Raw genomic sequence first — 24,917 nt, 5'->3', positions numbered from 1 at the left:
CTACACCTCATGGAAAAATTGCTGATAACTGGATTCACTGAAACCCAGCAGCATAGGCTTCCCTGACGCCCAGAGCAATGGGCGTTTGATAATTGCAGGCATTTCAGTCATTAATGCCGCAGCAGAAGCTGCATCGGTAATTTTATTGCGGGTGTTTTCGTCCAGTTTACGCCAGGTTGTGCCTCGGGTGTTGAGCAATGCCTCCCAGCCTAATTCATTGATAAAGGCGCTTAACAATTCGTTGTTCAGGCCATCGGCACGGTAATCATGAAAGCGATAGTCGATGTTATTGGTTTCCAGCCAACGGCGGGCTTTTTTAATGGTGTCACAATTTTTGATGCCGTAAAGGGTAACCATAGTGAATCCTTTTGCGATTATTAAGAATAAATACTCACTTAACGAGTAATATATATTGTATGTGAATGATTACCAGAAAATATAACATTCCTGAAGTATTTCGATTAACAACTATTAAATAACATTGAGCATTGTTAACGCAACGATTAAGAATTTTCTGTCTGGTATCTGGCTGTATTTCAACCAGAATTAAACCAGTAGTAGAATCTGTATGAATATGTCGAAATATTGCTGTGTATCACATAAAAATCGCTGTCACAGGACCATAGTATTCACATAGGATTTGTCCCCCTGGAGGTAGTAATCACAGCAATCGAGTAAATTAGCTTCACCGCGGTATATTGTTTCCGTAGAATACCCATAATTATAAGAGAGGTTGTTATGATTGAACGTGAACTGGGGAACTGGAAAGACTTTATCGAAGTTATGCTTCGTAAGTAAGTTTCAGGACGAAACCAAAAAAGAACCTGATGCACAGGTTCTTTATCAGAAAGTTGAAAAAGGCGACACGTTGGCATGTCGCCTTTTTTATTTGCTTATTCCGGGCGTGGTTTTAGCGGGAAGCGGCGGCGTACCAGCACAAAGAACAGCGGTACAAAATAAATCGCCAGAATGGTAGCGGAGATCATTCCCCCCATTACGCCAGTACCTACCGCATGCTGACCACCGGAGCCGGCGCCGCTGCTAATCGCCATTGGCAGCACGCCAAAAATAAATGCCAGTGAAGTCATCAGAATTGGGCGTAAACGCTGACGACAGGCATGGAGAGTTGCTTCAAACAGATCGTGGCCTTTTTGATTCATCTCGTTGGCAAACTCGACAATCAGGATGGCATTTTTCGCCGACAAGCCAATGACTGTTAACAGGCCAACCTGGAAGTAAACGTCGTTTTCCAGCCCACGCATCCAGGTCGCCAGCAAGGCGCCGATAATTCCCAGAGGTACTACCAGCATTACCGAGAACGGTACGGACCAGCTCTCATACAGGGCCGCCAGGCACAGGAACACCACCAGCAATGAAATTGCATACAGTGCCGGAGCCTGTGCGCCGGAGAGCCGTTCCTGGTACGACATCGCCGTCCATTCCAGACCAAAGCCGCCAGGTAGCTGCTTCACTAACGATTCCATAATATCCATCGCCGTACCCGTACTAACGCCCGGCGCGGCCTCACCCACAATCTCTACTGCCGAATAGCCGTTATAGCGTTCCAGACGCGGTGACCCTGTTTCCCAGTGTGAGGTCGCGAAAGCAGAGAAGGGCACCATGCCGCCGTCTTTGTTACGCACATACCAGAGATTGATGTCATCCGGCAACATGCGGTACGGCGCGGCAGCCTGTACATACACTTTCTTCACGCGACCGCGATCCATAAAGTCGTTCACATAGCTTGAACCCCACGCGGTTTGCAATGTGTCGTTGATATCGTCAATGGCGACGCCCAGCGCCTGGGCTTTACGCTGATCGATATCAATCTGCAACTGCGGGCTATCATCCAGACCGTTATGGCGCACGCGGGTTAAATCCGGGTTTTCCGCTGCCAGTGCCAGCAACTGATTACGTGCTGCCATTAGCGCATCGTGACCCGCACCCGCGTGGTCCTGCAATTCCATATCGAATCCCGCAGAACTGCCGAGGCCGCTGATTGCTGGCGGGCTGCTGGCGATAACGCGAGCCTCTTTGATTTTATTAAATTCTTTTGTTGCCCGGTCGATAATGGCGAACGAGGTGCCGGTTTTACTGTCGCGCTCACTCCAGTCTTTCAGGCGAACAAACATGCGGGCCACGTTTTGCCCGTTCCCCCCAGGCCCGGAACCTACCGTTGCAAACACCGACATAATGTTATCTTTCTCGTGAGTGAAGAAATACTTCTCTACTTGCTCGACAACTTTCAGGGTTTGCTGTTGAGTAGAGCCGCTGGGTAACTGCACCGAGGTCGTGAACATGCCACGATCTTCCAGCGGCAGGAATGACGTCGGCAGACGCAGGAACAGGAACACCATGCCGCCAAGCAACAGGACATAAATCATGATCCAGCGCAGGCTGCGGCGGAGAATTTTCGCCACTCCTTTTTCATAGCGTTCGGCGTTACGGTTGAACATCTGGTTAAACCAGGCAAAAAAGCCTTTCTGTCCGTGATGTTCACCTTTTTTCAGTGGCTTAAGTAGCGTGGCGCACAATGCCGGGGTGAGGATCATCGCCACCAGTACCGATAGCACCATCGCCGCAACGATGGTGATGGAGAACTGACGATAGATAGCCCCGGTGGTGCCGCCGAAGAAAGCCATTGGCACAAATACGGCTGAAAGCACCATCGCAATTCCGACCAGTGCGCCCTGGATCTGCCCCATCGATTTGCGCGTCGCTTCGCGAGGAGTGAGCCCTTCCTCACTCATAATACGTTCAACGTTTTCCACCACCACGATGGCGTCATCTACCAGCAGGCCGATTGCCAGTACCATCGCGAACATGGTTAATGTGTTGACGCTATAACCAAAGGCGTAAAGCACGGAAAAGGTTCCCATCAACACCACCGGCACGGCGATAGTGGGAATCAGCGTTGCGCGGAAGTTTTGCAGGAACAGATACATCACGAGGAAAACCAGCGCGATCGCTTCTAACAGGGTTTTCACCACATCTTCAATGGAGGCTTTAACAAACGAGGTCGTTTCATAGGCTACCTTGTACTCCAGCCCGTGTGGGAAATACTGCGACAGTTCGTCAAGACGGTTGAGCACCAGTTCTGCTGTGGCCATCTCGTTCGCGCCGGAAGCCAGTTTTACGCCCAGCCCGGAGGCTGGCTTACCGTTAAAACGGCTGAGGTAATCGTATTTTTCCGCCCCCATTTCGACGGTGGCGACATCTCCCAGTTTCACTTCCGAACCATCCTGGTTCACCCGCAGAGTGATATCGCGAAACTGTTCAGGTGTTTGCAATAGCGACTGGGCGTTAATGGTGGCGTTCAGTGCCTGTTTATCAACAGACGGCGTACCACCGAGCTGCCCGACAGCAATCTGTGCGTTCTGCGACTCAATGGCGTCGGTGACATCTTTGGCTGTCATCTGGAAGCTGTTGAGTTTTGCCGGGTCCAGCCAGATACGCATTGAATACTGTGAGCCGTAGGCATCGATATCGCCGACGCCGTTGACGCGGCTTAACGGGTCCTGAATATTACTGGCAACGTAATCGGCAATATCCTGTTTATCCATCGAACCATCGGTAGAGACGAATGCGATGGTCAGGATGTTGGTATCTCCGGTTTTACGTACCGTCACCCCCTGATTTTGTACCGCCTGCGGCAGCTTACGCATGGCTGACTGCAACTGGTTCTGTACCTGCTGTACCGCTTCGTCCGGGTCGGTCCCCGCTTTAAAACTTAAGGTAACCGTCGCCTGACCGGTACCGCTGCTTTGCGACGACATATACATCAGGTTATCGAGGCCGGTCATATTTTGCTCGATAACCTGAGTGACGGTATTTTCCAGCGTCTGGGCTGATGCGCCAGGATAGTTAGCGGTTACTCGCACGTTGGGAGGCGCGAGGTCCGGGTACTGTTCAACGGGTAATGAAAAAATGGCCAGGGTCCCTGTCAAACACAACAGGATTGCCAGCACCCAGGCAAAAATGGGGCGATCAATAAAAAAATTCGCCATTAAAAAAGGACCTCGTGTTTCTGCGTATCGTTATGGGCATGCCTTGCTTCACTGTAGCGGCAAGGTACGAACTAATCGTGGAGAAAAAAAGAAGATAATGTAAATTATCATGCCCTTTTATACTGAACCTTAAGTGCCAGTCTTTTGGGATCAGTTGGCTACATCAGTTGGCTTTCCTCACCCTCCGCGGATCGAAAGCTAATGCTCACTAACGTACCGCCGCCGGAAGGTTGTGAAAAAGTCAACGTTCCGCCGAGCCGTTCCGCGCGCTCGCGCATAATGTTCAAACCGTAGTGACCTTCGGGTTCGGTCGGTTCGCCAATACCGATACCGTTATCACGAATATAAACCGTATGGTTTCCGTCCGGCGCGGTGACGCAACTGACGGCAATTTCACTGGCGTTGGCGTGCTTCATGGCATTCAGCACCGCTTCGCGAATAATTTGCAACAAATGCACCTGCATCTGCGCATCCAGCGCCAGGGTAGGGAGACGGCAGTCGAGAGTGAGTTTTGCGCTGGTTTGATTTTGTAACGTATCCAGCATTTCATGCAGCGCAGAGGGTAGATCGGCCTGCTGGAGCGTCAGGCGGAAAGTCGTTAAAAGTTCACGTAGCTGCCGGTACGCATCGTTCAACGCTTGAGAAAAATCAGCCATGATACTTTGTGCGGTTGCGTTATCTTGCGGTATCGAACGTTTCAGCAACGTTAACTGGATACGCAAATAAGAAAGCACCTGCGCCAGCGAGTCATGCAGTTCGCGGGCGATCGTTGCGCGTTCTTCCATTAACAATAACTGCTGGAAATGCTTCTGTGCCTGATTAAAGTACAAACCGCGACCCAGCATTGACGAAACGCTGTTAAGCAGTGGTTCAGAGGTAGATTCGTTACTGCTTTGCCAGTGCAGTTCGCCATACACGGTCTCTTGCATGGTGACGGGTAAAATCTGCATCGGCAGAGCAGGATTTTGCTTCCCTTCACTAATTCGCCAGTTATCACCGACGTTAAGCTCCAGATAGTCAGCGGCTTCGTTGTCGCGAACTATCTGCAGAATATGGCGGAAGCAGTGGACGTCAATCTGGCTGGTATTCAGTGCCTGAGAACATTGATACAACACTTCCAGACGACGTTTGGCTTCGTGTAGATCGCGCGTTTTCTCTTCCACCGATGCTTCCAGCGAACGATACAATTTATGTAATTCACTCGACATCTGGTTAAAGGTTTTTGCCAACGTCCCCAGTTCATTCGGCAGGCTGGTATCCAGCGGCGGTGAGTTAAACTGACCGTGTTCAATACGCTGGCTGGCGGTGACCAGTTGATTCAGCGGTGCGACCACTTGATGGCGTATGCGGCGAAGAGTAAAAAAGACCAGCGTAAAAATACCGATACCGCCAGCCAGTGAAATCGCCACGACCAGCAACATTTTGCGCTCTGCATAGTGCTGTAAAGCCAGCACAAACAGGTCTATCTGGTTGACATAATTGTTAATATTGTCCTGATACCACGGCAAATCACCCTTCATCAATCGGTTATTCATCTCTTGCCAGTTGGCATGCAGATGCGCATAGCGGGTTTTTACCGCCTCTGGTACATACCACGTATTGAGATTGGTTAAGACTGGCGAGAGCAGCGCCTGCTGAAACAACTGGCGATGGGCATTGAGTTGCGGACTGCCGCGTTGCAGATCGTAACCCAGACGATAACTCTGCATACGTAGCGAGCCGGCAATATTGATAGCCTCGGCGTCGCGCAAACTACTTGCCAGAGTCAGCAGGGCAATTCCAGTGGAAAGAATCGACAGCAGCACAATATAAAAAAAGGCCCGGGCCAGGCTGGCCGAGACAGGGCGTTTGACAATCACACGCGTCTTCTCCACATAAAATAATCAATGTTTCAGATCGCTAAAACGCAATTTGATAAGCGATAAGATTATTTGATCTGCCACAGTTTATAGCGAAATAGTTTAGTGTTCTGGGCAAATGAACGTTGCCGATTCCCGTCTAAGTCGGGTAATAACAACACTCATATAAAGAATAAGGTTTTTACAACCAAAAAAGAAGGTCGTTATGAATCGTTTTATTATGGCCAACAGTCAGCAATGTCTGGGGTGTCATGCTTGTGAAATAGCCTGTGTGATGGCTCACAATGATGAGCAACACGTGCTGAGCAAGCACCATTTTCATCCCCGAATTACGGTTATTAAACATCAGCAACAGCGCAGTGCGGTGACCTGCCACCATTGCGAAGATGCGCCCTGTGCCCGTAGTTGTCCCAATGGCGCCATCAGCCATGTTGATGACAGCATTCAGGTTAACCAACAAAAATGTATCGGTTGTAAATCCTGTGTCGTAGCTTGCCCGTTTGGCACTATGCAAATCGTACTGACGCCCGTCGCGCCCGGTAAAGTCAAAGCGATGGCGCATAAATGCGATCTGTGTGCAGGGCGAGAAAATGGTCCGGCCTGTGTCGAAAACTGTCCAGCGGATGCGCTGCAACTGGTTACTGACACCGCGCTCTCCGGCATGGCGAAATCCCGTCGCCTGCGCACCGCGCGTCAGGAGCATCAGCCGTGGCATTCCTGTTCATCGACACAGGAAATGCCCGCAATGAGCAAAGTGGAACAAATGCAGGCGACGCCTGAACGTGGAGAGCCGGATAAACTGGCGATTGGCGCGCGCAAAACTGGTTTTGATGAAATTTATCTGCCGTTCCGTGCTGAGCAGGCGGAGCGGGAGGCCTCACGTTGCCTGAAGTGCGGCGATCACAGTGTTTGTGAATGGACCTGCCCATTGCATAACCATATTCCGCAGTGGATTGAGTTAGTGAAAGCAGGAAATATCGACGCTGCTGTTGAGCTTTCTCACCAGACCAATACGCTGCCGGAGATCACCGGTCGCGTTTGTCCGCAAGACCGTTTGTGTGAAGGCGCCTGTACCCTTCGTGATGAGTACGGCGCGGTGACGATTGGCAACATTGAGCGCTACATTTCGGATCAAGCGCTGGCGAAAGGCTGGCGTCCCGATTTAAGCCATGTCACTAAAGTCGATAAACGTGTGGCGGTTATCGGCGCAGGGCCGGCAGGGTTGGCCTGTGCCGACGTGCTGACGCGTAATGGCGTTGAGGTGACGGTGTTCGATCGCCATCCAGAAATTGGCGGCCTGCTCACTTTTGGCATTCCTTCATTCAAACTGGATAAATCACTGCTGGCGCGTCGTCGTGAAATCTTCAGCGATATGGGAATTCACTTCAGGCTTAATTGCGAAATTGGCAAGGATCTGTCGCTGGATGCTTTGATTGAAGAATACGATGCGGTATTCCTTGGTGTGGGAACTTACCGTTCCATGAAGGCGGATTTACCGAATGAAGATGCGCCGGGCGTTTATGACGCATTGCCGTTCCTCATCGCTAACACGAAACAGGTAATGGGGCTTGAAGCGTTGCCGGAAGAACCGTTTATCAATACCGCCGGGCTGAATGTAGTGGTGTTGGGCGGCGGCGATACTGCAATGGACTGTGTCCGTACCGCCCTGCGTCATGGTGCGAGCAATGTCACCTGCGCCTATCGGCGTGATGAAGCCAACATGCCGGGCTCGAAAAAAGAGGTGAAAAATGCGCGTGAAGAAGGGGCCAACTTTGAGTTTAACGTCCAGCCGGTGGCGCTTGAATTGAATGAGCAAGGCCATGTCTGCGGTGTACGTTTCTTACGTACTCGTCTTGGCGAACCGGACGCTCAGGGGCGCCGACGCCCTGTTCCTGTTGAGGGCAGTGAATTTGTGATGCCAGCTGACGTGGTAATTATGGCGTTTGGTTTCCACCCACACAGTATGCCGTGGCTGGAGTCGCATGGCGTCAGAGTGGATAGCTGGGGGCGGATTTCTGCAGATGTAGAAAGTCGATACCGTTATCAGACTACAAACCCGAAAATCTTCGCTGGCGGCGACGCCGTCCGTGGCGCGGATTTAGTGGTAACCGCGATGGCGGAAGGGCGTCATGCGGCGCAGGGGATTATTGACTGGCTGGGCGTAAAATCAATCAAGCCTCACTAATTCTGTACGCAGACAAACCCGACTTCACGGCGTAAGATAATTGTTCATTTCGCGCTGTGGAGTCGGTATGACGCAACAAATTACCCTCATCAAAGATAAAATTCTCTCCGATAACTATTTCACTCTGCACAATATTACCTACGAGCTCACGCGCAAAGAGGGTGACGTCATCCGTCATAAGCGCGAAGTTTACGATCGCGGCAATGGGGCGACGATCCTCCTGTATAACGCGAAGAAAAAGACGGTCGTGTTGATTCGCCAGTTCCGCGTCGCAACCTGGGTTAATGGCAATGAAAGCGGGCAACTGATTGAAACCTGTGCAGGGTTGCTGGATAACGATGAACCGGAAGTGTGTATTCGCAAAGAAGCGATTGAAGAGACAGGGTATGAAGTTGGCGAAGTACGGAAATTATTTGAACTGTATATGTCGCCTGGCGGTGTAACCGAGTTAATTCATTTTTTTATTGCTGAATACAATGACAGCCAGCGCGCCAGCGCCGGAGGCGGCGTAGAAGATGAAGATATTGAAGTGCTTGAGCTGCCGTTCAGCCAGGCGCTGGAGATGATTAAAACCGGCGAGATACGCGATGGTAAGACGGTATTATTACTTAATTATTTGCAAGCATCGCATTTAATGGACTGAAAGATGCTATTTCGCTCTTCGCTATTGGCTCACTCCGGTTGAACCGCACTACCTGCGCAATGAATATACGCTGTGTTTTAATGGCGGATGCGGCGTAAACGCCTTATCCGCCCTACAATCTGGCACGAACTGGTAGGCCTGATAAGACGCGTCAGCGTCGCATCAGGCATCTTTAATCCCCAGCACCTTACGCGCTTTTGCCACAATATTCTCGACGGTAAAGCCAAAATACGGGAACAGCTTATCTGCCGGAGCAGATTCCCCGTAGCCGGTCATCCCAACAATCGCCCCTTTCAGACCAACATATTTGTACCAGTAATCGGCAATACCCGCCTCCACCGCCACTCGGGCCGTAACGTTAGAAGGCAACACCGACTCGCGATACTCTTCATCCTGGGCGTCGAAAATATCGGTCGAGGGCAGAGAAACCACGCGCACATTATGTCCTTCGCCCACCAGTTTCTCCGCCGCTTGCAGAGTGATTTCCATTTCTGAACCGGTAGCAATCAGAATAATATCCGGCTTACCGCCACTGTCCTTCAACACATAACCACCGCGGGCAATTTCTTTTACCTGACTCGGCGTACGTTCCACTTGCGCCAGATTTTGCCTTGAGAGGATCAACGCCGTCGGCCCGTTGCGGCGCTCGACCGCCAGTTTCCAGCCCACCGCCGCTTCGACTTGATCGCACGGTCGCCAGATACTGAAATTCGGTGTCAGGCGCAGACTTGCCAGTTGCTCTACTGCCTGGTGAGTCGGGCCATCTTCGCCCAGACCAATTGAGTCGTGGGTATAAACCATAATCTGCCGCGCTTTCATTAGCGCCGCCATTCGCGTGGCGTTACGGGCATATTCAACAAACATCAGGAACGTCGCGGTATATGGCACAAATCCACCGTGGAGTGCGATACCGTTAGCAATAGCGGTCATGCCAAATTCACGCACCCCGTAGTGAATGTAGTTCCCTGCCGGATCTTCCTTCAGTGACACAGAACCTTTCCAGATGGTTAAATTACTGGGAGCCAGATCCGCTGAACCGCCGAGTAATTCCGGCAATACTGGTCCATAAACGTTAAGCGTGTTTTGCGACGCTTTACGGGTCGCAATTTTCGCCGGATTCGCCTGTAATTCATTGATATATTTCTGCGTCGTTTTCTCCCAGTCCTTCGGTAAACCACCGCTCATCCGGCGGGAAAATTCCTCTGCCAGTTGCGGATGGGCCTTTTTATAAGCGGCAAATCTCTCATTCCAGCGCTGCTGGGCTTTTTCGCCTTTTTCACGGGCGTCCCAGGCGCGATAAATTTCTTTCGGGATTTCAAACGGCGGATGATGCCAGCCCAGTTTTTGCCGTGCCAGCACAACTTCTTCTTCACCCAACGGTGCACCATGCGCTTCTTCTTTACCTGCTTTATTCGGCGAGCCAAAGCCAATGATCGTACGACAGATAATCAGTGACGGCTTATCTTTCACGCTTTGCGCTTTAAGAATCGCTTCTTTCACTGCCTGCGGATCGTGACCGTCGATGTCGTGAACAACATGCCAGTGGTAGGCTTCAAACCGTTTTGCGGTATCGTCGGTAAACCAGCCTTTGGTTTCACCATCAATCGAAATACCGTTGTGATCGTAAAAGCCAATCAGTTTGCCGAGTCCCAGCGTTCCCGCCAGTGAGCAGGCTTCATGGGAGATACCTTCCATCAGACAGCCGTCGCCCATAAACACATAAGTGAAGTGATTGACAATCTCATGGCCCGGTTGGTTAAACTGCGCCGCCAGCGTGCGTTCCGCTATCGCCAGTCCAACGGCATTTGCCAGGCCTTGCCCCAACGGACCAGTGGTGGTTTCAACGCCCGGCGTATAGCCAATCTCCGGGTGGCCTGGAGTTTTTGAATGCAGTTGACGGAAATTTTTCAACTCTTCCAGCGGCAAATCATAGCCGGTGAGATGCAGCAAACTGTAGAGCAGCATTGAGGCGTGGCCGTTAGAGAGAACAAAGCGGTCGCGGTCATACCAGCCAGGGTCGGTGGGATTATGTTTAAGAAAATCGTTCCACAGCACTTCGGCAATATCGGCCATCCCCATCGGTGCGCCGGGGTGACCAGAATTGGCTTTTTGTACCGCATCCATACTGAGCGCGCGAATCGCATTAGCAAGGTCTTTTCGGGACATATAACACTCCATGGCTGGTTTACAGTTTGGCGGCAAGAAGATCTTCCAGTTTGCGCTGGTCGACAGCGAACAGGCGGATGCCTTCAGACAGTTTTTCGACTGCCATCGCATCCTGATTGTGCTGCCAACGGAATTCCGCTTCGCTCATGGGAGCAGGGCGCGGGAACGTCTGAGAAGGCGGGATTAATTTACGCACTACCGGCGAGGTTTTTTCCTGCAACTCTTTCAGCAAGTTCGGCGCAATGGTCAGACGATCGCAGCCGGTTAAGGCAAGGATTTGCTCGGTACGGCGGAAGCTCGCACCCATCACAATGGTTTCGTAGCGGTGCTGTTTATAGTAGTCGTAGATATTACGCACCGATTTAACGCCCGGATCTTCTTCCACTACATACGGATCCAGCGGCTTATGAGCCTGATACCAGTCATAAATACGCCCGACAAACGGTGAAATCAGAAAAATGCCTGCTTCGGCACAAGCACGAGCCTGAGCAAAGGAAAACAGCAGCGTCAGGTTGCAGTTTATGCCTTCTTTTTCCAGCTCTTCCGCCGCGCGAATTCCTTCCCATGTTGAGGCCAGTTTTATCAGAATTCGCGATCTTTCAATGCCCTGCTGCTGGTAGAGCTCCACCAGATGGCGCGCTTTTTCGATGCTTTTTTCTTTATCGAAAGAGAGGCGGGCGTCAACCTCTGTTGAGACGCGACCGGGGACTATTTTCAGAATTTCGCTACCGAAATTGACTGCCAGTTTGTCACTGGCCGCAACGACTTGTTGCTCCTGAGTTTGACCATTTTTTTTACCCCAGGCGATAGCATCGTCTATTAAATGCTCATATTGTGATAATCCGGCTGCCTTGAGTAAGAGCGAGGGGTTGGTGGTGGCATCCTGAGGATGGTAATGGCGAATGGACTCAATATCACCGCTGTCTGCCACAACAGTGGTGAACTGTTTGATGCCGTCTAACTCATTCATAGGAAATACTCCTTGAAAAGTAAAGTGTTAGATGAGTGCGTTAATTCACACTTCTGAGAAATTCAGGCACACGCATCAAAAAAGCATAGCAGACAGGCATGGTATTGCTGGATTAAGCAGGTAACATCAGTGTTATAAGATTATTACCAAAACATTGTGTTAATGGTGAGAGTTTGGACTTGCTCAAAGTCTGGCGACTCCGGCAGGGTAATAATGTGCGCCACGTTGTGGACAGAGGCAGTTGCCCACACACTTTTTTGTGAACGTTACGTGAAAGGAACAAACAAATGGATGAGCAGTTAAAACAAAGTGCACTTGATTTCCATGAATTTCCAGTTCCAGGGAAAATCCAGGTTTCACCGACCAAACCTCTGGCAACGCAGCGCGATCTGGCGCTGGCTTACTCACCGGGTGTCGCCGCGCCCTGTCTTGAAATCGAAAAAGATCCGTTAAAAGCTTACAAATATACCGCGCGCGGCAACCTGGTGGCGGTGATCTCTAACGGCACGGCGGTGCTGGGATTAGGCAACATTGGCGCACTGGCAGGCAAACCGGTGATGGAAGGCAAGGGCGTTCTGTTTAAGAAATTCGCCGGGATTGATGTGTTTGATATTGAAGTCGATGAGCTGGATCCCGACAAATTTATTGAAGTTGTCGCCGCGCTCGAACCGACTTTTGGCGGTATCAACCTCGAAGATATCAAGGCGCCGGAATGTTTCTATATTGAGCAGAAACTGCGTGAGCGGATGAACATTCCGGTATTCCACGACGACCAGCACGGGACGGCAATCATCAGCACTGCCGCTATCCTCAATGGCTTGCGCGTGGTGGAAAAAAATATTTCCGACGTGCGGATGGTCGTTTCTGGTGCGGGGGCTGCGGCGATCGCCTGTATGAACCTGCTGGTGGCGCTGGGACTGCAAAAACACAACATCGTTGTTTGCGACTCAAAAGGCGTTATTTATCAGGGTCGTGAGCCAAATATGGCGGAAACCAAAGCGGCTTATGCCGTAGTGGATGACGGCAAACGTACCCTCGATGATGTGATTGAAGGCGCGGATATTTTCCTTGGCTGTTCCGGCCCGAAAGTGCTGACCCAGGAGATGGTGAAGAAAATGGCTCGCTCACCGATGATCCTGGCATTGGCGAATCCTGAACCAGAAATTCTGCCGCCGCTGGCAAAAGAAGTCCGACCGGATGCCATCATTTGTACAGGCCGTTCCGACTATCCGAACCAGGTCAATAACGTGCTGTGCTTCCCGTTCATCTTCCGTGGCGCGCTGGACGTTGGCGCAACTGCCATCAACGAAGAGATGAAACTGGCGGCGGTACGGGCGATTGCTGAACTGGCCCATGCGGAGCAAAGCGAAGTGGTTGCTTCCGCGTATGGCGATCAGGATCTGAGCTTTGGACCGGAATACATCATTCCAAAACCGTTCGATCCACGGTTGATCGTTAAGATCGCTCCAGCGGTAGCGAAAGCGGCGATGGAGTCTGGAGTGGCGACGCGTCCAATTGCGGATTTCGACGTCTACATCGACAAGCTGACGGAGTTTGTTTACAAAACCAACCTGTTTATGAAGCCGATTTTCTCCCAGGCTCGCAAAGCGCCGAAACGCGTTGTTCTGCCGGAAGGGGAAGAAGCGCGCGTTCTGCACGCGACTCAGGAACTGGTGACGTTGGGGCTGGCGAAACCGATCCTTATTGGTCGTCCGAACGTGATCGAAATGCGCATTCAGAAACTGGGCTTGCAGATTAAAGCGGGTGTTGATTTTGAGATCGTTAATAATGAATCCGATCCGCGTTTTAAAGAGTACTGGACTGAATACTTCCAGATCATGAAGCGTCGCGGCGTAACCCAGGAACAGGCGCAGCGTGCCTTGATAAGTAATCCGACGGTGATCGGTGCGATCATGGTTCAGCGCGGCGAAGCCGATGCAATGATCTGCGGTACGGTGGGGGATTATCACGAACACTTTAGCGTGGTGAAAAATGTCTTCGGTTATCGTGATGGCGTTCACACCGCTGGCGCAATGAATGCGCTGTTGCTGCCGAGTGGTAACACCTTTATTGCTGACACCTACGTCAATGACGAACCAGATGCAGAAGAGCTGGCGGAAATCACGCTGATGGCGGCAGAAACCGTCCGTCGTTTCGGGATTGAGCCGCGAGTTGCTCTGTTGTCGCACTCTAACTTTGGTTCTTCTGACTGCCCGTCGTCCAGTAAAATGCGTAAAGCGCTGGAACTGGTCAGGGAAAGAGCGCCAGAACTGATGATTGATGGTGAAATGCACGGTGATGCGGCACTGGTGGAAGCGATTCGCAACGATCGTATGCCGGACAGTCCTCTGAAAGGTTCTGCCAATATTCTGGTAATGCCGAACATGGAAGCTGCTCGCATTAGCTACAACCTACTGCGTGTTTCCAGCTCGGAAGGCGTGACGGTTGGTCCGGTGTTGATGGGCGTGGCGAAACCGGTTCACGTGTTAACGCCGATTGCGTCAGTACGCCGTATTGTCAACATGGTGGCGCTGGCTGTTGTAGAAGCGCAAACTCAACCGCTGTAATTTCTGCTTAACTCTTACGTTTACCCTGAATATTCAGGGTAAACGGTTTAGCTGCAATATATTAGTAAGGCTTATTACTGGTTTTTCGAATAATAAAAAATTGAGGTATATAAAAATATCTCGATATTATTTTATTTATATTCATGCGTTGCATATGAAAGTTTATGCATCACAGTAAATATCTCTCCATTCTTAGTGATCTACCTCACCTTTTAAACGCGCTTGCCGAATTTTGTTATTTACTCTGACAAAAAATTGTCACGATACATGCAAGTTTTTCACAGGCGGCGACTCATGGATAAAGAACGCATCATTCAGGAATTTGTGCCCGGTAAACAGGTCACGCTGGCGCATCTCATTGCGCATCCCGGCGAGGAATTAGCAAAAAAAATCGGCGTTCCAGATGCGGGCGCCATTGGCATTATGACGCTAACTCCCGGCGAAACGGCGATGATCGCTGGTGATTTAGCTCTGAAAGCCGCCGATGTGCATATCGGTTTTCTCGACCGCTTCAGCGGGGCGTTAGTGATATATGGTTCGGTTGGCGCGGTGGAAGAAGCGTTATTACAAACTGTCAGCGGCCTGGGACGATTATTGAATTATACGCTTTGTGAAATGACCAAAAGTTAATGCGAGATATTCATGAAACGAATTGCGTTTGTGGGTACCGTCGGGGCAGGAAAAACAACGCTTTTTAATGCGTTGCAGGGAAATTATTCCCTTGCCAGAAAAACGCAGGCTGTGGAATTTAATGACAAAGGCGATATCGATACACCGGGTGAATATTTTAGCCATCCCCGTTGGTATCACGCCTTAATTACCACGCTACAGGATGTGGACATGCTGATCTATGTCCATGGCGCGAATGACCCGGAAAGTCGATTGCCTGCCGGGCTGCTGGATATTGGCGCCAGTAAGCGGCAAATCGCCGTCATCAGTAAAACGGATATGCCGGATGCTGATGTCGCTGCAACGCGACAGCTACTGCGGGAGACTGGTTTTGAAGAACCGATTTTCGAGTTAAACAGCCACGACCCGCAAAGCGTGCAGCAACTGGTGGATTATCTGGCATCTCTCACCGAACAGGAGGAAGCAGGTGAAAAAACTCATTACAGCGAATGATATTCGTGAAGCACATGCGCGTGGCGAACAGGCAATGTCCGTTGTTTTGCGCGCCAGCATTATTACCCCGGAAGCGCGCGAAGTGGCGGACATTCTGGGATTTATCATCACCGAATGCGATGAGTCGGCACCGTTAACGGCATCAGTCTCCGTTAACGTGTCAGCCGATAAAACGGAGAGTCAGCGTATTCGTGAAACTATCATCGCCCAACTGCCAGAAGGCCAGTTCACTGAAAGCCTGGTCGCACAGTTGATGGAAAAAGTGATGAAGGAAAAACAGTCGCTGGAGCAGGGCGCAATGCAGCCGAGCTTTAAATCTGTAACTGGCAAAGGCGGCATCAAAGTGATTGATGGCGGCAGCGTCAAGTTTGGTCGATTCGATGGGGCGGAACCGCACTGCGTCGGTTTAACGGATTTGGTCACCGGAGACGATGGCAGCAGCATGGCTGCCGGTTTTATGCAATGGGAGAACGCCTTTTTCCCGTGGACGCTGAACTACGACGAAATCGACATGGTACTGGAAGGGGAACTGCATGTTCGCCACGAAGGCGAAACCATGATCGCCAAAGCGGGCGACGTGATGTTTATCCCGAAAGGTTCCAGCATCGAATTTGGTACGACATCCAGCGTTAAGTTCCTGTATGTCGCCTGGCCGGCTAACTGGCAATCCCTATGAAAGATTTCATCACCGAAGCATGGCTAAGAGCGAACCATACGCTTAGCGAAGGCGCAGAGATTCATCTCCCTGCGGACAGTCGCCTGACGCCCTCTGCCCGGGAATTGCTGGAAAGCCGCCATTTGCGCATCAAGTTTATTGATGAGCTGGGTAGCTTGTTCGTTGACGATGAACAGCAGCAGCTACAGCCTGTCCACGGACTGACCAGTAGAAATGAGCATTCGCAGGCGTGTTGTGAGTTATGTCGTCAGCCGGTAGCGAAAAAGCCGGATACGTTGACTCATCTGTCGGCGGAAAAAATGGTTGCTAAAAGCGATCCGCGACTGGGTTTTCGTGCTGTTCTCGATAGCACCATTGCACTGACCGTGTGGCTGCAAATTGAACTGGCGGAACCGTGGCAGCCGTGGCTGGCGGATATCCGTTCGCGTCTTGGCAACATTATGCGAGCTGATGCATTGGAGGAACCGCTGGCAGAACAGGCGATTGTCGGGTTTTCTGACGAAGATCTGCATCGTCTCTCTCATCAACCTCTGCGTTATCTCGATCACGATCATCTGGTGCCGGAAGCCAGCCACGGGCGCGATGCGGCATTGTTGAATCTGCTACGGACCAAAGTACGGGAAACCGAAACGGTGGCGGCGCAGGTGTTTATTACCCGCAGTTTTGACGTGCTACGCCCGGATATTTTGCAGGCGCTGAACCGTCTTTCCAGCACGGTCTACGTGATGATGATCCTGAGCGTAACGAAGCAGCCGCTAACGATGAAACAGATCCAACAACGACTGGGAGAAACGCAATGATTATTGAACGTTGTCGTGAACTGGCGTTGCGAGCTCCCGCTCGAGTGGTGTTTCCAGACGCATTAGACCAGCGAGTGCTAAAAGCCGCGCAATATTTGCATCAACAAGGTCTGGCGACGCCCATTCTGGTCGCCAGCCCGTTTGAACTTCGTCAGTTTGCGCTCAGCCACGGCGTGGCGATGGACGGGGTGCAGGTCATTGACCCACACAGCAATATTGCTATGCGGGAAGAATTTGCCCGGCGTTGGCTGGCCCGTGCGGGAGAGAAAACACCACCGGATGCTCTGGATAAACTCACCGATCCGCTGATGTTCGCCGCCGCGATGGTCAGCGCTGATAAAGCAGATGTTTGCATTGCGGGCAACCTCTCTTCCACGGCGAATGTCCTGCGTGCTGGATTACGCATTATCGGTTTACAGCCAGGCTGTAAAACGCTCTCCTCCATTTTTCTGATGTTGCCGCAATACAGCGGGCCTGCGTTAGGTTTTGCCGATTGTAGCGTGGTGCCGCAACCGACGGCGGCGCAACTGGCGGATATTGCGCTTGCCAGTGCTGAAACCTGGCAGGCCATCACCGGAGAAGAACCGCGCGTGGCGATGCTGTCGTTTTCCAGCAACGGTAGTGCCCGTCACCCTTGTGTTGCCAACGTGCAACAGGCGACAGAAATCGTCCGTGAGCGCGCACCACGGTTGGTGGTCGATGGCGAGTTGCAGTTCGACGCCGCTTTTGTGCCGGATGTTGCAGCGCAAAAAGCGCCAGCCAGTCCACTACAAGGCAAAGCTAATGTAATGGTTTTTCCGTCGCTGGAAGCAGGAAATATTGGCTACAAAATCGCCCAACGACTTGGCGGATACCGTGCCGTCGGGCCATTGATACAAGGACTTGCCGCGCCGATGCACGATCTCTCTCGTGGTTGTAACGTGCAGGAAATTATCGAACTGGCGTTGGTGGCGGCCGTACCGCGTCAGACAGAAGTGAACCACGAAAGCAGTTTACAAACACTGGTTGAATGAACGGTCCCGTTCTGGACCCCTATAAAGAGGAAAACACAATGGAAGCATTAGGAATGATCGAAACCCGGGGCCTGGTTGCACTGATTGAGGCTTCTGATGCGATGGTAAAAGCTGCTCGCGTCAAACTGGTCGGTGTTAAGCAGATTGGCGGCGGTCTGGTGACTGCAATGGTTCGCGGCGATGTCGCAGCCTGTAAAGCAGCGACCGATGCCGGTGCTGCGGCGGCACAGCGTATTGGCGAGCTGGTATCCGTACACGTGATCCCGCGTCCGCATGGCGATCTGGAAGAAGTGTTCCCGATCGGCCTGAAAGGCGACAGCAGCAACCTGTAATCGCTCTGTGTGACGTCGATTCTGGCGTCACGCTCTCTCCTTTTTCATTTTACCTTCCACGGAGGGTAAGGGGAGCTTTTACCTGAAATACGCCACGGAGGCGGGTATGAAACTGGCAATCGTCACTGGACAAATTGTTTGTACCGTACGCCATCACGGACTGGCACATGACAAATTGCTGATGGTGGAAATGATTGATCCACAAGGAAACCCTGACGGGAAGTGTGCCGTTGCCATCGACAATATTGGCGCGGGAACCGGGGAGTGGGTGTTGTTGGTGAGTGGCAGTTCCGCCCGCCAGGCGCACAAAAGCGAAACATCTCCGGTCGATCTGTGCGTGATTGGCATCGTCGATGAGGTGGTGTCTGGCGGTCAGGTTATTTTCCACAAATAAGGCAGAACATCATGAATCAACAGGATATTGAACAGGTGGTGAAAGCAGTACTGCTGAAAATGCAAAGCAGCGACACGCCGCCTGCCGCCGTTCATGAAATGGGCGTTTTCGCGTCTCTGGATGACGCTGTCGCGGCAGCCAAAGTCGCCCAGCAAGGGCTAAAAAGCGTGGCGATGCGTCAACTGGCTATTGCCGCTATTCGTGAGGCTGGCGAAAAACACGCCAGAGATTTAGCGGAACTTGCCGTCAGCGAAACTGGCATGGGCCGCGTTGAAGATAAATTTGCCAAAAACGTCGCTCAGGCGCGCGGCACGCCAGGCGTTGAATGCCTCTCACCTCAGGTGCTGACTGGCGATAACGGCCTGACCTTAATTGAAAATGCGCCCTGGGGTGTGGTGGCTTCGGTGACGCCTTCCACTAACCCGGCGGCGACCGTAATCAATAACGCTATCAGCCTGATTGCCGCAGGCAACAGCGTCATTTTTGCGCCGCATCCGGCAGCGAAAAAAGTCTCTCAGCGGGCGATCGCGTTGCTCAATCAGGCCATTGTTGCCGCGGGTGGACCGGAAAACTTACTGGTTACTGTGGCAAACCCGGATATCGAAACCGCGCAACGCTTGTTCAGGTTTCCAGGCATCGGCCTGCTTGTGGTGACTGGCGGCGAAGCGGTGGTGGAAGCGGCGCGCAAACACACCAATAAACGTCTGATTGCCGCAGGTGCTGGTAACCCGCCGGTAGTGGTAGATGAAACCGCCGACCTCGCCCGTGCCGCTCAGTCTATCGTCAAAGGCGCTTCTTTCGATAACAACATCATTTGTGCCGATGAAAAGGTTCTGATTGTTGTTGATAGCGTGGCTGATGAACTGATGCGTCTGATGGAAGGCCAGTATGCGGTGAAACTGACCGCAGAGCAGGCGCAGCAGCTTCAGCCCGTACTGCTAAAAAATGTTGATGAGCGCGGTAAAGGCACGGTCAGTCGTGACTGGGTTGGTCGCGACGCGGCGAAAATCGCGGCGGCAATCGGCCTGAAGGTTCCACAAGAAACGCGCCTGTTGTTTGTGGAAACCACAGCGGAACATCCGTTTGCCGTGACCGAACTGATGATGCCAGTGCTGCCAGTGGTGCGCGTTGCCAACGTGGAGGATGCCATTGCTCTGGCGGTGAAACTGGAAGGTGGTTGCCATCATACGGCGGCAATGCACTCGCGCAACATCGACAACATGAACCAGATGGCGAACGCCATTGATACCAGCATTTTCGTCAAGAACGGGCCGTGCATTGCCGGGTTGGGGCTGGGCGGGGAAGGCTGGACCACCATGACCATCACCACGCCGACTGGTGAAGGTGTAACCAGCGCGCGCACGTTTGTCCGTCTGCGTCGCTGTGTATTAGTCGATGCGTTTCGCATTGTTTGAGGAGTAACAGATGGCGCACGACGAACAATGGCTCAACCCACGGCTGCAAACGGCGGCAATGCTGTGCAACCAGACACCTGTCGCGATGGGATCGCCACTGTGGCTGGGGGTGGATCTGGGCACCTGCGATGTGGTGTCGATGGTTGTCGACCGCGACGGTCAGCCGGTGGCGGTATGCCTCGACTGGGCCGATGTGGTTCGCGACGGCATCGTCTGGGATTTCTTCGGCGCAGTCACCATTGTTCGTCGCCATCTCGACACCCTTGAGCAGCAATTTGGTCGCCGTTTTAGCCATGCGGCGACGTCATTTCCTCCGGGTACTGACCCACGTATATCCATCAACGTTCTGGAATCTGCCGGACTGGAAGTAAGTCATGCGCTTGACGAACCGACGGCAGTGGCGGATTTGCTGCAACTGGATAACGCCGGTGTCGTGGATATCGGCGGCGGCACCACCGGTATTGCCGTTGTGAAACAGGGCAAAGTGACGTACTCGGCGGATGAAGCCACCGGCGGACATCATATCTCTCTGACTCTTGCCGGAAATCGTCGTATTTCGCTGGAGGAGGCGGAGCAGTACAAGCGCGGTCACGGTGAAGAGATTTGGCCTGTGGTGAAACCGGTGTACGAAAAAATGGCGGACATTGTCGCCCGTCATATCGCCGGGCAGAGCGTTACGGATTTATGGCTGGCGGGCGGCTCCTGTATGCAACCGGGCGTGGCGGAGCTGTTTCGCAAGCAATTCCCGGCGTTACAGGTGCATTTACCGCAACACAGTTTGTTTATGACCCCGCTGGCAATCGCCAGTAGTGGGCGAGAGAAAGCGGAGGGGATATATGCAAAGTGAATTGCAAACGGCGCTCTTTCAGGCGTTCGATACCCTGAATCGGCAACAGATAAAAACATTTAGTGTTCCACCAATGACGCTTTGTGGTTTGGGGGCAGTGAGCTGTTGTGGGCAGGAAGCGCAAACTCGCGGGTTAAAGCATCTTTTCGTGATGGCTGACAGCTTTTTACATCAGGCGGGGATGACTGCCGGACTGGCGCGCAGTCTGGCCGTTAAAGGCATCGCTATGACGCTGTGGCCGTGTCCGGTAGGCGAACCGTGCATTACCGATGTCTGCGCGGCAGTGGCGCAACTGCGTGAATCGGATTGCGATGGCGTCGTCGCTTTTGGTGGCGGATCGGTGCTGGATGCAGCGAAAGCCGTGGCGCTGTTGGTGACTAACCCGGAATGTACGCTGGCGAAAATTTCAGAAACCAGCGTGCTGCAACCGCGCCTGCCGTTGATTGCCATCCCAACCACCGCTGGAACCGGCTCTGAAAGCACCAACATTACGGTGATTATTGATGCGGTGAGCGGGCGTAAGCAGGTGTTGGCACATGCCTCGCTGATGCCGGATGTGGCCATTCTCGACGCCGCCCTGACCGAAGGCGTGCCGTCGCATGTGACGGCGATGACAGGTATCGATGCGTTAACCCACGCGATTGAGGCTTACAGCTCGCTGAATGCGACACCGTTTACTGACAGTCTGGCGATTGGCGCTATTGCGATGATGGGTAAATCGCTGCCGAAGGTGGTGGGTTACGGACACGACCTTGCCGCACGCGAGAGTATGTTGCTGGCTTCATGTATGGCGGGAATGGCGTTTTCCAGCGCCGGGCTGGGGTTGTGTCATGCAATGGCGCATCAGCCTGGGGCGACGCTGCATATTCCGCATGGTCTGGCGAACGCCATGCTGTTGCCGACGGTGATGGAGTTTAACCGAATGGTCTGTCGTGAGCGTTTTAGTCAGATTGGTCGAGCGCTGCGGACTAAAAAATCGGACGATCGCGACGCCATTAGTGCGGTAAGCGAGCTGATTGCGGAAGTTGGGATCGGTAAACGGCTGGGCGATGTTGGTGCGACATCTGCGCATTACGGCGCATGGGCACAGGCCGCTCTGGAAGATATTTGTCTGCGCAGCAATCCGCGCTCCGCCAGTCTGGAGCAGATTGTCAGCCTGTACGCAGCGACGCAATAAATGCCGGATGCGACGCTTGCCGCGTCTTATCCGGCCTACGGGATTGCACATGTAGGGCGGATAAGGCGTTTACGCCGCATCCGCCAATAAATAACAACTAACAGGGAGTAAAGGCGATGGGAATTAACGAAATCATCATGTACATCATGATGTTCTTTATGTTGATAGCTGCCGTAGACAGGATCCTGTCGCAGTTTGGCGGTTCGGCTCGTTTCCTCGGTAAGTTCGGTAAAAGTATTGAAGGAGCGGGCGGTCAGTTTGAAGAAGGCTTTATGGCAATGGGCGCGCTGGGCCTGGCGATGGTCGGTATGACCGCGCTGGCGCCGGTACTGGCGCATGTGCTGGGTCCGGTGATCATTCCGGTTTACGAAATGCTCGGCGCAAACCCTTCTATGTTTGCCGGAACGCTGCTGGCGTGTGATATGGGCGGTTTCTTCCTCGCCAAAGAGCTGGCGGGCGGCGATGTGGCGGCGTGGCTATACTCTGGTTTGATTCTGGGCTCGATGATGGGACCAACAATTGTGTTTTCCATCCCCGTGGCGCTCGGCATTATCGAACCTTCCGATCGTCGTTATCTGGCGCTCGGAGTGCTGGCCGGGATAGTCACTATTCCGATTGGCTGTATTGCCGGCGGTTTGATCGCCATGTATTCCGGCGTACAGATCAACGGTCAACCGGTGGAATTTACTTTCGCCCTGATCCTGATGAATATGATCCCGGTGATCATCGTTGCCGTTCTGGTGGCGCTGGGGCTGAAATTCATCCCGGAAAAAATGATCAACGGCTTCCAGATCTTCGCCAAATTTCTCGTGGCGCTGATAACGATTGGTCTTGCTGCCGCCGTGGTCAAATTCCTGCTTGGCTGGGAATTGATCCCCGGTCTGGATCCGATCTTCATGGCCCCTGGCGATAAACCCGGCGAAGTGATGCGCGCCATTGAAGTTATCGGCTCTATCTCCTGCGTGCTGTTGGGGGCGTACCCGATGGTGCTGCTGCTGACCCGCTGGTTTGAAAAACCGCTGATGAACGTCGGTAAGTTACTGAATGTGAATAATATTGCGGCGGCGGGCATGGTGGCGACGTTGGCCAATAATATCCCGATGTTCGGCATGATGAAGCAGATGGATACCCGCGGCAAAGTTATCAACTGCGCCTTCGCTGTCTCCGCGGCGTTCGCCCTGGGTGACCACTTAGGTTTCGCCGCCGCCAACATGAACGCCATGATCTTCCCGATGATTGTCGGCAAGTTGATTGGCGGCGTCACGGCGATTGGCGTGGCGATGATGCTGGTGCCTAAAGATGATGCCGCACAGGTGAAAACCGAAGTGGAGGCGCAATCGTGAACACTCGCCAGCTACTGAGCGTTGGTATCGATATCGGCACCACCACTACTCAGGTGATCTTCTCTCGCCTGGAGCTGGTTAATCGTGCGGCGGTGTCGCAGGTGCCGCGCTACGAATTCATCAAACGCGAAATTAGCTGGCAAAGCCCGGTGTTCTTTACCCCTGTCGATAAACAGGGCGGTTTAAAAGAAGCGGAACTAAAAACCTTAATCCTCGAGCAATATCAGGCCGCGGGTATCGCGCCGGAAAGCGTTGATTCCGGCGCCATCATCATCACCGGCGAAAGTGCGAAAACCCGCAACGCCCGCCCGGCGGTGATGACGCTCTCTCAATCGCTGGGCGATTTTGTGGTTGCCAGCGCGGGACCGCATCTCGAATCCGTGATTGCGGGTCACGGCGCTGGGGCGCAAACCCTTTCTGAACAACGGTTATGTCGGGTACTGAATATCGACGTCGGCGGTGGCACCGCGAACTATGCCTTATTCGATGCCGGAAAAATCAGCGGCACTGCCTGCCTCAATGTCGGCGGTCGCCTGCTGGAAACCGACAGTCAGGGACGCGTGGTGTACGCCCATAAACCGGGGCAGATGATTGTGGACGAGTGCTTCGGACCAGGCACCGACGCCCGTTCGCTAATCGGCGCGCAATTGGTGCAGGTTACCCGGCGGATGGCGGAACTGATTGTTGAAGTGATTGAGGGAACGCTTTCGCCTCTCGCGCAGGCATTGATGCAAACTGGTCTGCTGCCCGCAGGCGTTACGCCTGACATTATTACCCTTTCCGGCGGTGTGGGTGAATGTTATCGCCATCAGCCCGCCGATCCGTTCTGTTTTGCCGATATTGGCCCGCTACTGGCAACGGCGCTGCATGACCATCCGCGCCTGCGTGAGATGAACGTGCAGTTTCCGGCGCAAACCGTGCGCGCTACGGTGATTGGTGCGGGCGCACATACCCTTTCGCTCTCTGGCAGCACTATCTGGCTGGAGGGAGTACAACTGCCGCTGCGCAATTTGCCAGTGGCGATCCCGATTGATGAAACGGATCTGGTGAATGCCTGGCAACAGGCGTTAATTCAGCTCGATCTGGATCCTAAAACTGACGCGTACGTGCTGGCGCTTCCCGCCTCGCTGCCTGTGCGTTACGCCGCGGTACTGACGGTCATCAACGCGCTGGTCGATTTCGTGGCGCGTTTTCCGAATCCGCATCCCCTGCTGGTGGTGGCCGGGCAGGACTTTGGTAAAGCTCTGGGCATGTTATTGCGCCCACAGTTACAACAACTCCCGTTGGCAGTCATTGACGAAGTGATTGTTCGCGCGGGGGACTATATCGACATTGGTACGCCTCTTTTTGGCGGATCGGTTGTGCCGGTGACGGTGAAATCACTCGCATTTCCTTCCTGAG

At 52.8% G+C, this 24,917-nt stretch carries 21 protein-coding genes; 16 read left to right on the top strand and 5 right to left on the bottom strand.

What is annotated here, in order from left to right; genetic code table 11:
* A complete protein-coding gene (locus PS053_RS07630; protein WP_000258259.1) occupies positions 1-357 on the bottom strand; it encodes an ArsC family reductase in 357 nt (118 codons plus the stop codon).
* A 381-nt stretch (positions 358-738) separates the two neighbouring features.
* Here PS053_RS07630 and ypfM point away from each other — a divergent pair, with 381 nt between their 5' ends.
* Positions 739-798, top strand: a complete 60-nt coding sequence (ypfM, locus tag PS053_RS07625; protein WP_001386977.1) for a protein YpfM — start codon at positions 739-741, stop codon at positions 796-798.
* Between the two features lie 95 nt (positions 799-893).
* Here the strand turns inward: ypfM and acrD are convergent, their stop codons facing one another.
* Both acrD and narQ read right to left on the bottom strand, forming a co-directional pair.
* On the bottom strand, positions 894-4,007 hold the full coding sequence (acrD, locus tag PS053_RS07620) for a multidrug efflux RND transporter permease AcrD (protein ID WP_256879221.1): 3,114 nt from the start codon (positions 4,005-4,007) through the stop codon (positions 894-896).
* A gap of 158 nt (positions 4,008-4,165) precedes the next feature.
* Positions 4,166-5,866 (bottom strand): nitrate/nitrite two-component system sensor histidine kinase NarQ, encoded by a 1,701-nt coding sequence (gene narQ / locus PS053_RS07615; protein ID WP_002461597.1) that lies wholly within the window; start codon positions 5,864-5,866, stop codon positions 4,166-4,168.
* 205 nt (positions 5,867-6,071) lie between these two features.
* Here narQ and aegA point away from each other — a divergent pair, with 205 nt between their 5' ends.
* Positions 6,072-8,051, top strand: coding sequence for a formate-dependent uric acid utilization protein AegA (aegA, locus tag PS053_RS07610; RefSeq protein WP_059244522.1), 1,980 nt, complete (start codon positions 6,072-6,074; stop codon positions 8,049-8,051).
* Between the two features lie 67 nt (positions 8,052-8,118).
* Positions 8,119-8,694, top strand: coding sequence for a GDP-mannose pyrophosphatase NudK (gene nudK / locus PS053_RS07605; RefSeq protein ID WP_010343559.1), 576 nt, complete (start codon positions 8,119-8,121; stop codon positions 8,692-8,694).
* Between the two features lie 162 nt (positions 8,695-8,856).
* On the opposite strand, the gene tkt is transcribed toward nudK, so the two are convergent.
* Positions 8,857-10,860 carry a transketolase gene (tkt, locus tag PS053_RS07600; RefSeq protein WP_256879222.1) on the bottom strand — a complete coding sequence of 668 codons (2,004 nt, stop codon included), beginning with the start codon at positions 10,858-10,860 and terminating at the stop codon, positions 8,857-8,859.
* 19 nt (positions 10,861-10,879) lie between these two features.
* Positions 10,880-11,830, bottom strand: coding sequence for a transaldolase (gene tal, locus PS053_RS07595; protein WP_256879223.1), 951 nt, complete (start codon positions 11,828-11,830; stop codon positions 10,880-10,882).
* 287 nt (positions 11,831-12,117) lie between these two features.
* On the opposite strand from tal, the gene maeB reads away from it, so the two are divergent.
* The 13 genes from maeB to eutA all read left to right on the top strand — a co-directional run bounded on the left by maeB (position 12,118) and on the right by eutA (position 24,916).
* Positions 12,118-14,397, top strand: a complete 2,280-nt coding sequence (maeB, locus tag PS053_RS07590) for an NADP-dependent oxaloacetate-decarboxylating malate dehydrogenase (protein ID WP_000344305.1) — start codon at positions 12,118-12,120, stop codon at positions 14,395-14,397.
* Between the two features lie 294 nt (positions 14,398-14,691).
* The gene (eutS, locus tag PS053_RS07585; protein ID WP_000356954.1) at positions 14,692-15,027 is read left to right on the top strand and encodes an ethanolamine utilization microcompartment protein EutS; all 336 of its coding nucleotides are present in this window, start codon (positions 14,692-14,694) and stop codon (positions 15,025-15,027) included.
* Between the two features lie 12 nt (positions 15,028-15,039).
* Positions 15,040-15,519 carry an ethanolamine utilization acetate kinase EutP gene (eutP, locus tag PS053_RS07580; RefSeq protein WP_000820776.1) on the top strand — a complete coding sequence of 160 codons (480 nt, stop codon included), beginning with the start codon at positions 15,040-15,042 and terminating at the stop codon, positions 15,517-15,519.
* Positions 15,494-16,195: an ethanolamine utilization acetate kinase EutQ gene (eutQ, locus tag PS053_RS07575; protein WP_000733887.1), complete on the top strand. Its 702-nt coding sequence runs from the start codon at positions 15,494-15,496 to the stop codon at positions 16,193-16,195. Before eutP ends, eutQ begins: the two co-directional genes overlap by 26 nt.
* Positions 16,192-16,995, top strand: coding sequence for an ethanolamine utilization cob(I)yrinic acid a,c-diamide adenosyltransferase EutT (eutT, locus tag PS053_RS07570; protein ID WP_059216100.1), 804 nt, complete (start codon positions 16,192-16,194; stop codon positions 16,993-16,995). The genes eutQ and eutT overlap by 4 nt, the downstream gene beginning before the upstream one ends.
* Positions 16,992-18,008 (top strand): phosphate acetyltransferase, encoded by a 1,017-nt coding sequence (gene pta / locus PS053_RS07565; protein WP_256879224.1) that lies wholly within the window; start codon positions 16,992-16,994, stop codon positions 18,006-18,008. Before eutT ends, pta begins: the two co-directional genes overlap by 4 nt.
* 38 nt (positions 18,009-18,046) lie before the next feature.
* A complete protein-coding gene (gene eutM, locus PS053_RS07560) occupies positions 18,047-18,340 on the top strand; it encodes an ethanolamine utilization microcompartment protein EutM (RefSeq protein ID WP_000387719.1) in 294 nt (97 codons plus the stop codon).
* A gap of 106 nt (positions 18,341-18,446) precedes the next feature.
* On the top strand, positions 18,447-18,734 hold the full coding sequence (gene eutN / locus PS053_RS07555; RefSeq protein WP_000761496.1) for an ethanolamine utilization microcompartment protein EutN: 288 nt from the start codon (positions 18,447-18,449) through the stop codon (positions 18,732-18,734).
* Between the two features lie 11 nt (positions 18,735-18,745).
* Positions 18,746-20,149 (top strand): aldehyde dehydrogenase family protein, encoded by a 1,404-nt coding sequence (locus tag PS053_RS07550; RefSeq protein ID WP_137646438.1) that lies wholly within the window; start codon positions 18,746-18,748, stop codon positions 20,147-20,149.
* A gap of 10 nt (positions 20,150-20,159) precedes the next feature.
* Complete coding sequence (gene eutJ / locus PS053_RS07545) at positions 20,160-20,996, top strand: ethanolamine utilization protein EutJ (RefSeq protein ID WP_044709179.1); 837 nt, start codon at positions 20,160-20,162, stop codon at positions 20,994-20,996.
* Positions 20,986-22,173, top strand: coding sequence for an ethanolamine utilization ethanol dehydrogenase EutG (gene eutG / locus PS053_RS07540; RefSeq protein WP_256879226.1), 1,188 nt, complete (start codon positions 20,986-20,988; stop codon positions 22,171-22,173). The genes eutJ and eutG overlap by 11 nt, the downstream gene beginning before the upstream one ends.
* 116 nt (positions 22,174-22,289) lie before the next feature.
* Positions 22,290-23,516 (top strand): ethanolamine utilization protein EutH, encoded by a 1,227-nt coding sequence (gene eutH / locus PS053_RS07535; RefSeq protein ID WP_000512343.1) that lies wholly within the window; start codon positions 22,290-22,292, stop codon positions 23,514-23,516.
* Entirely contained in the window at positions 23,513-24,916 is a 1,404-nt protein-coding gene (eutA, locus tag PS053_RS07530) for an ethanolamine ammonia-lyase reactivating factor EutA (RefSeq protein ID WP_054411210.1), read from the top strand. The genes eutH and eutA overlap by 4 nt, the downstream gene beginning before the upstream one ends.
* Position 24,917 lies beyond the last annotated feature (1 nt).

It is taken from the genome of Escherichia albertii (genome assembly GCF_028622335.1).
GTDB lineage: Bacteria > Pseudomonadota > Gammaproteobacteria > Enterobacterales > Enterobacteriaceae > Escherichia > Escherichia albertii.
Note: the sequence above shows the minus strand (reverse complement) of the source record. Positions and strands in the feature narration are given on the sequence as shown.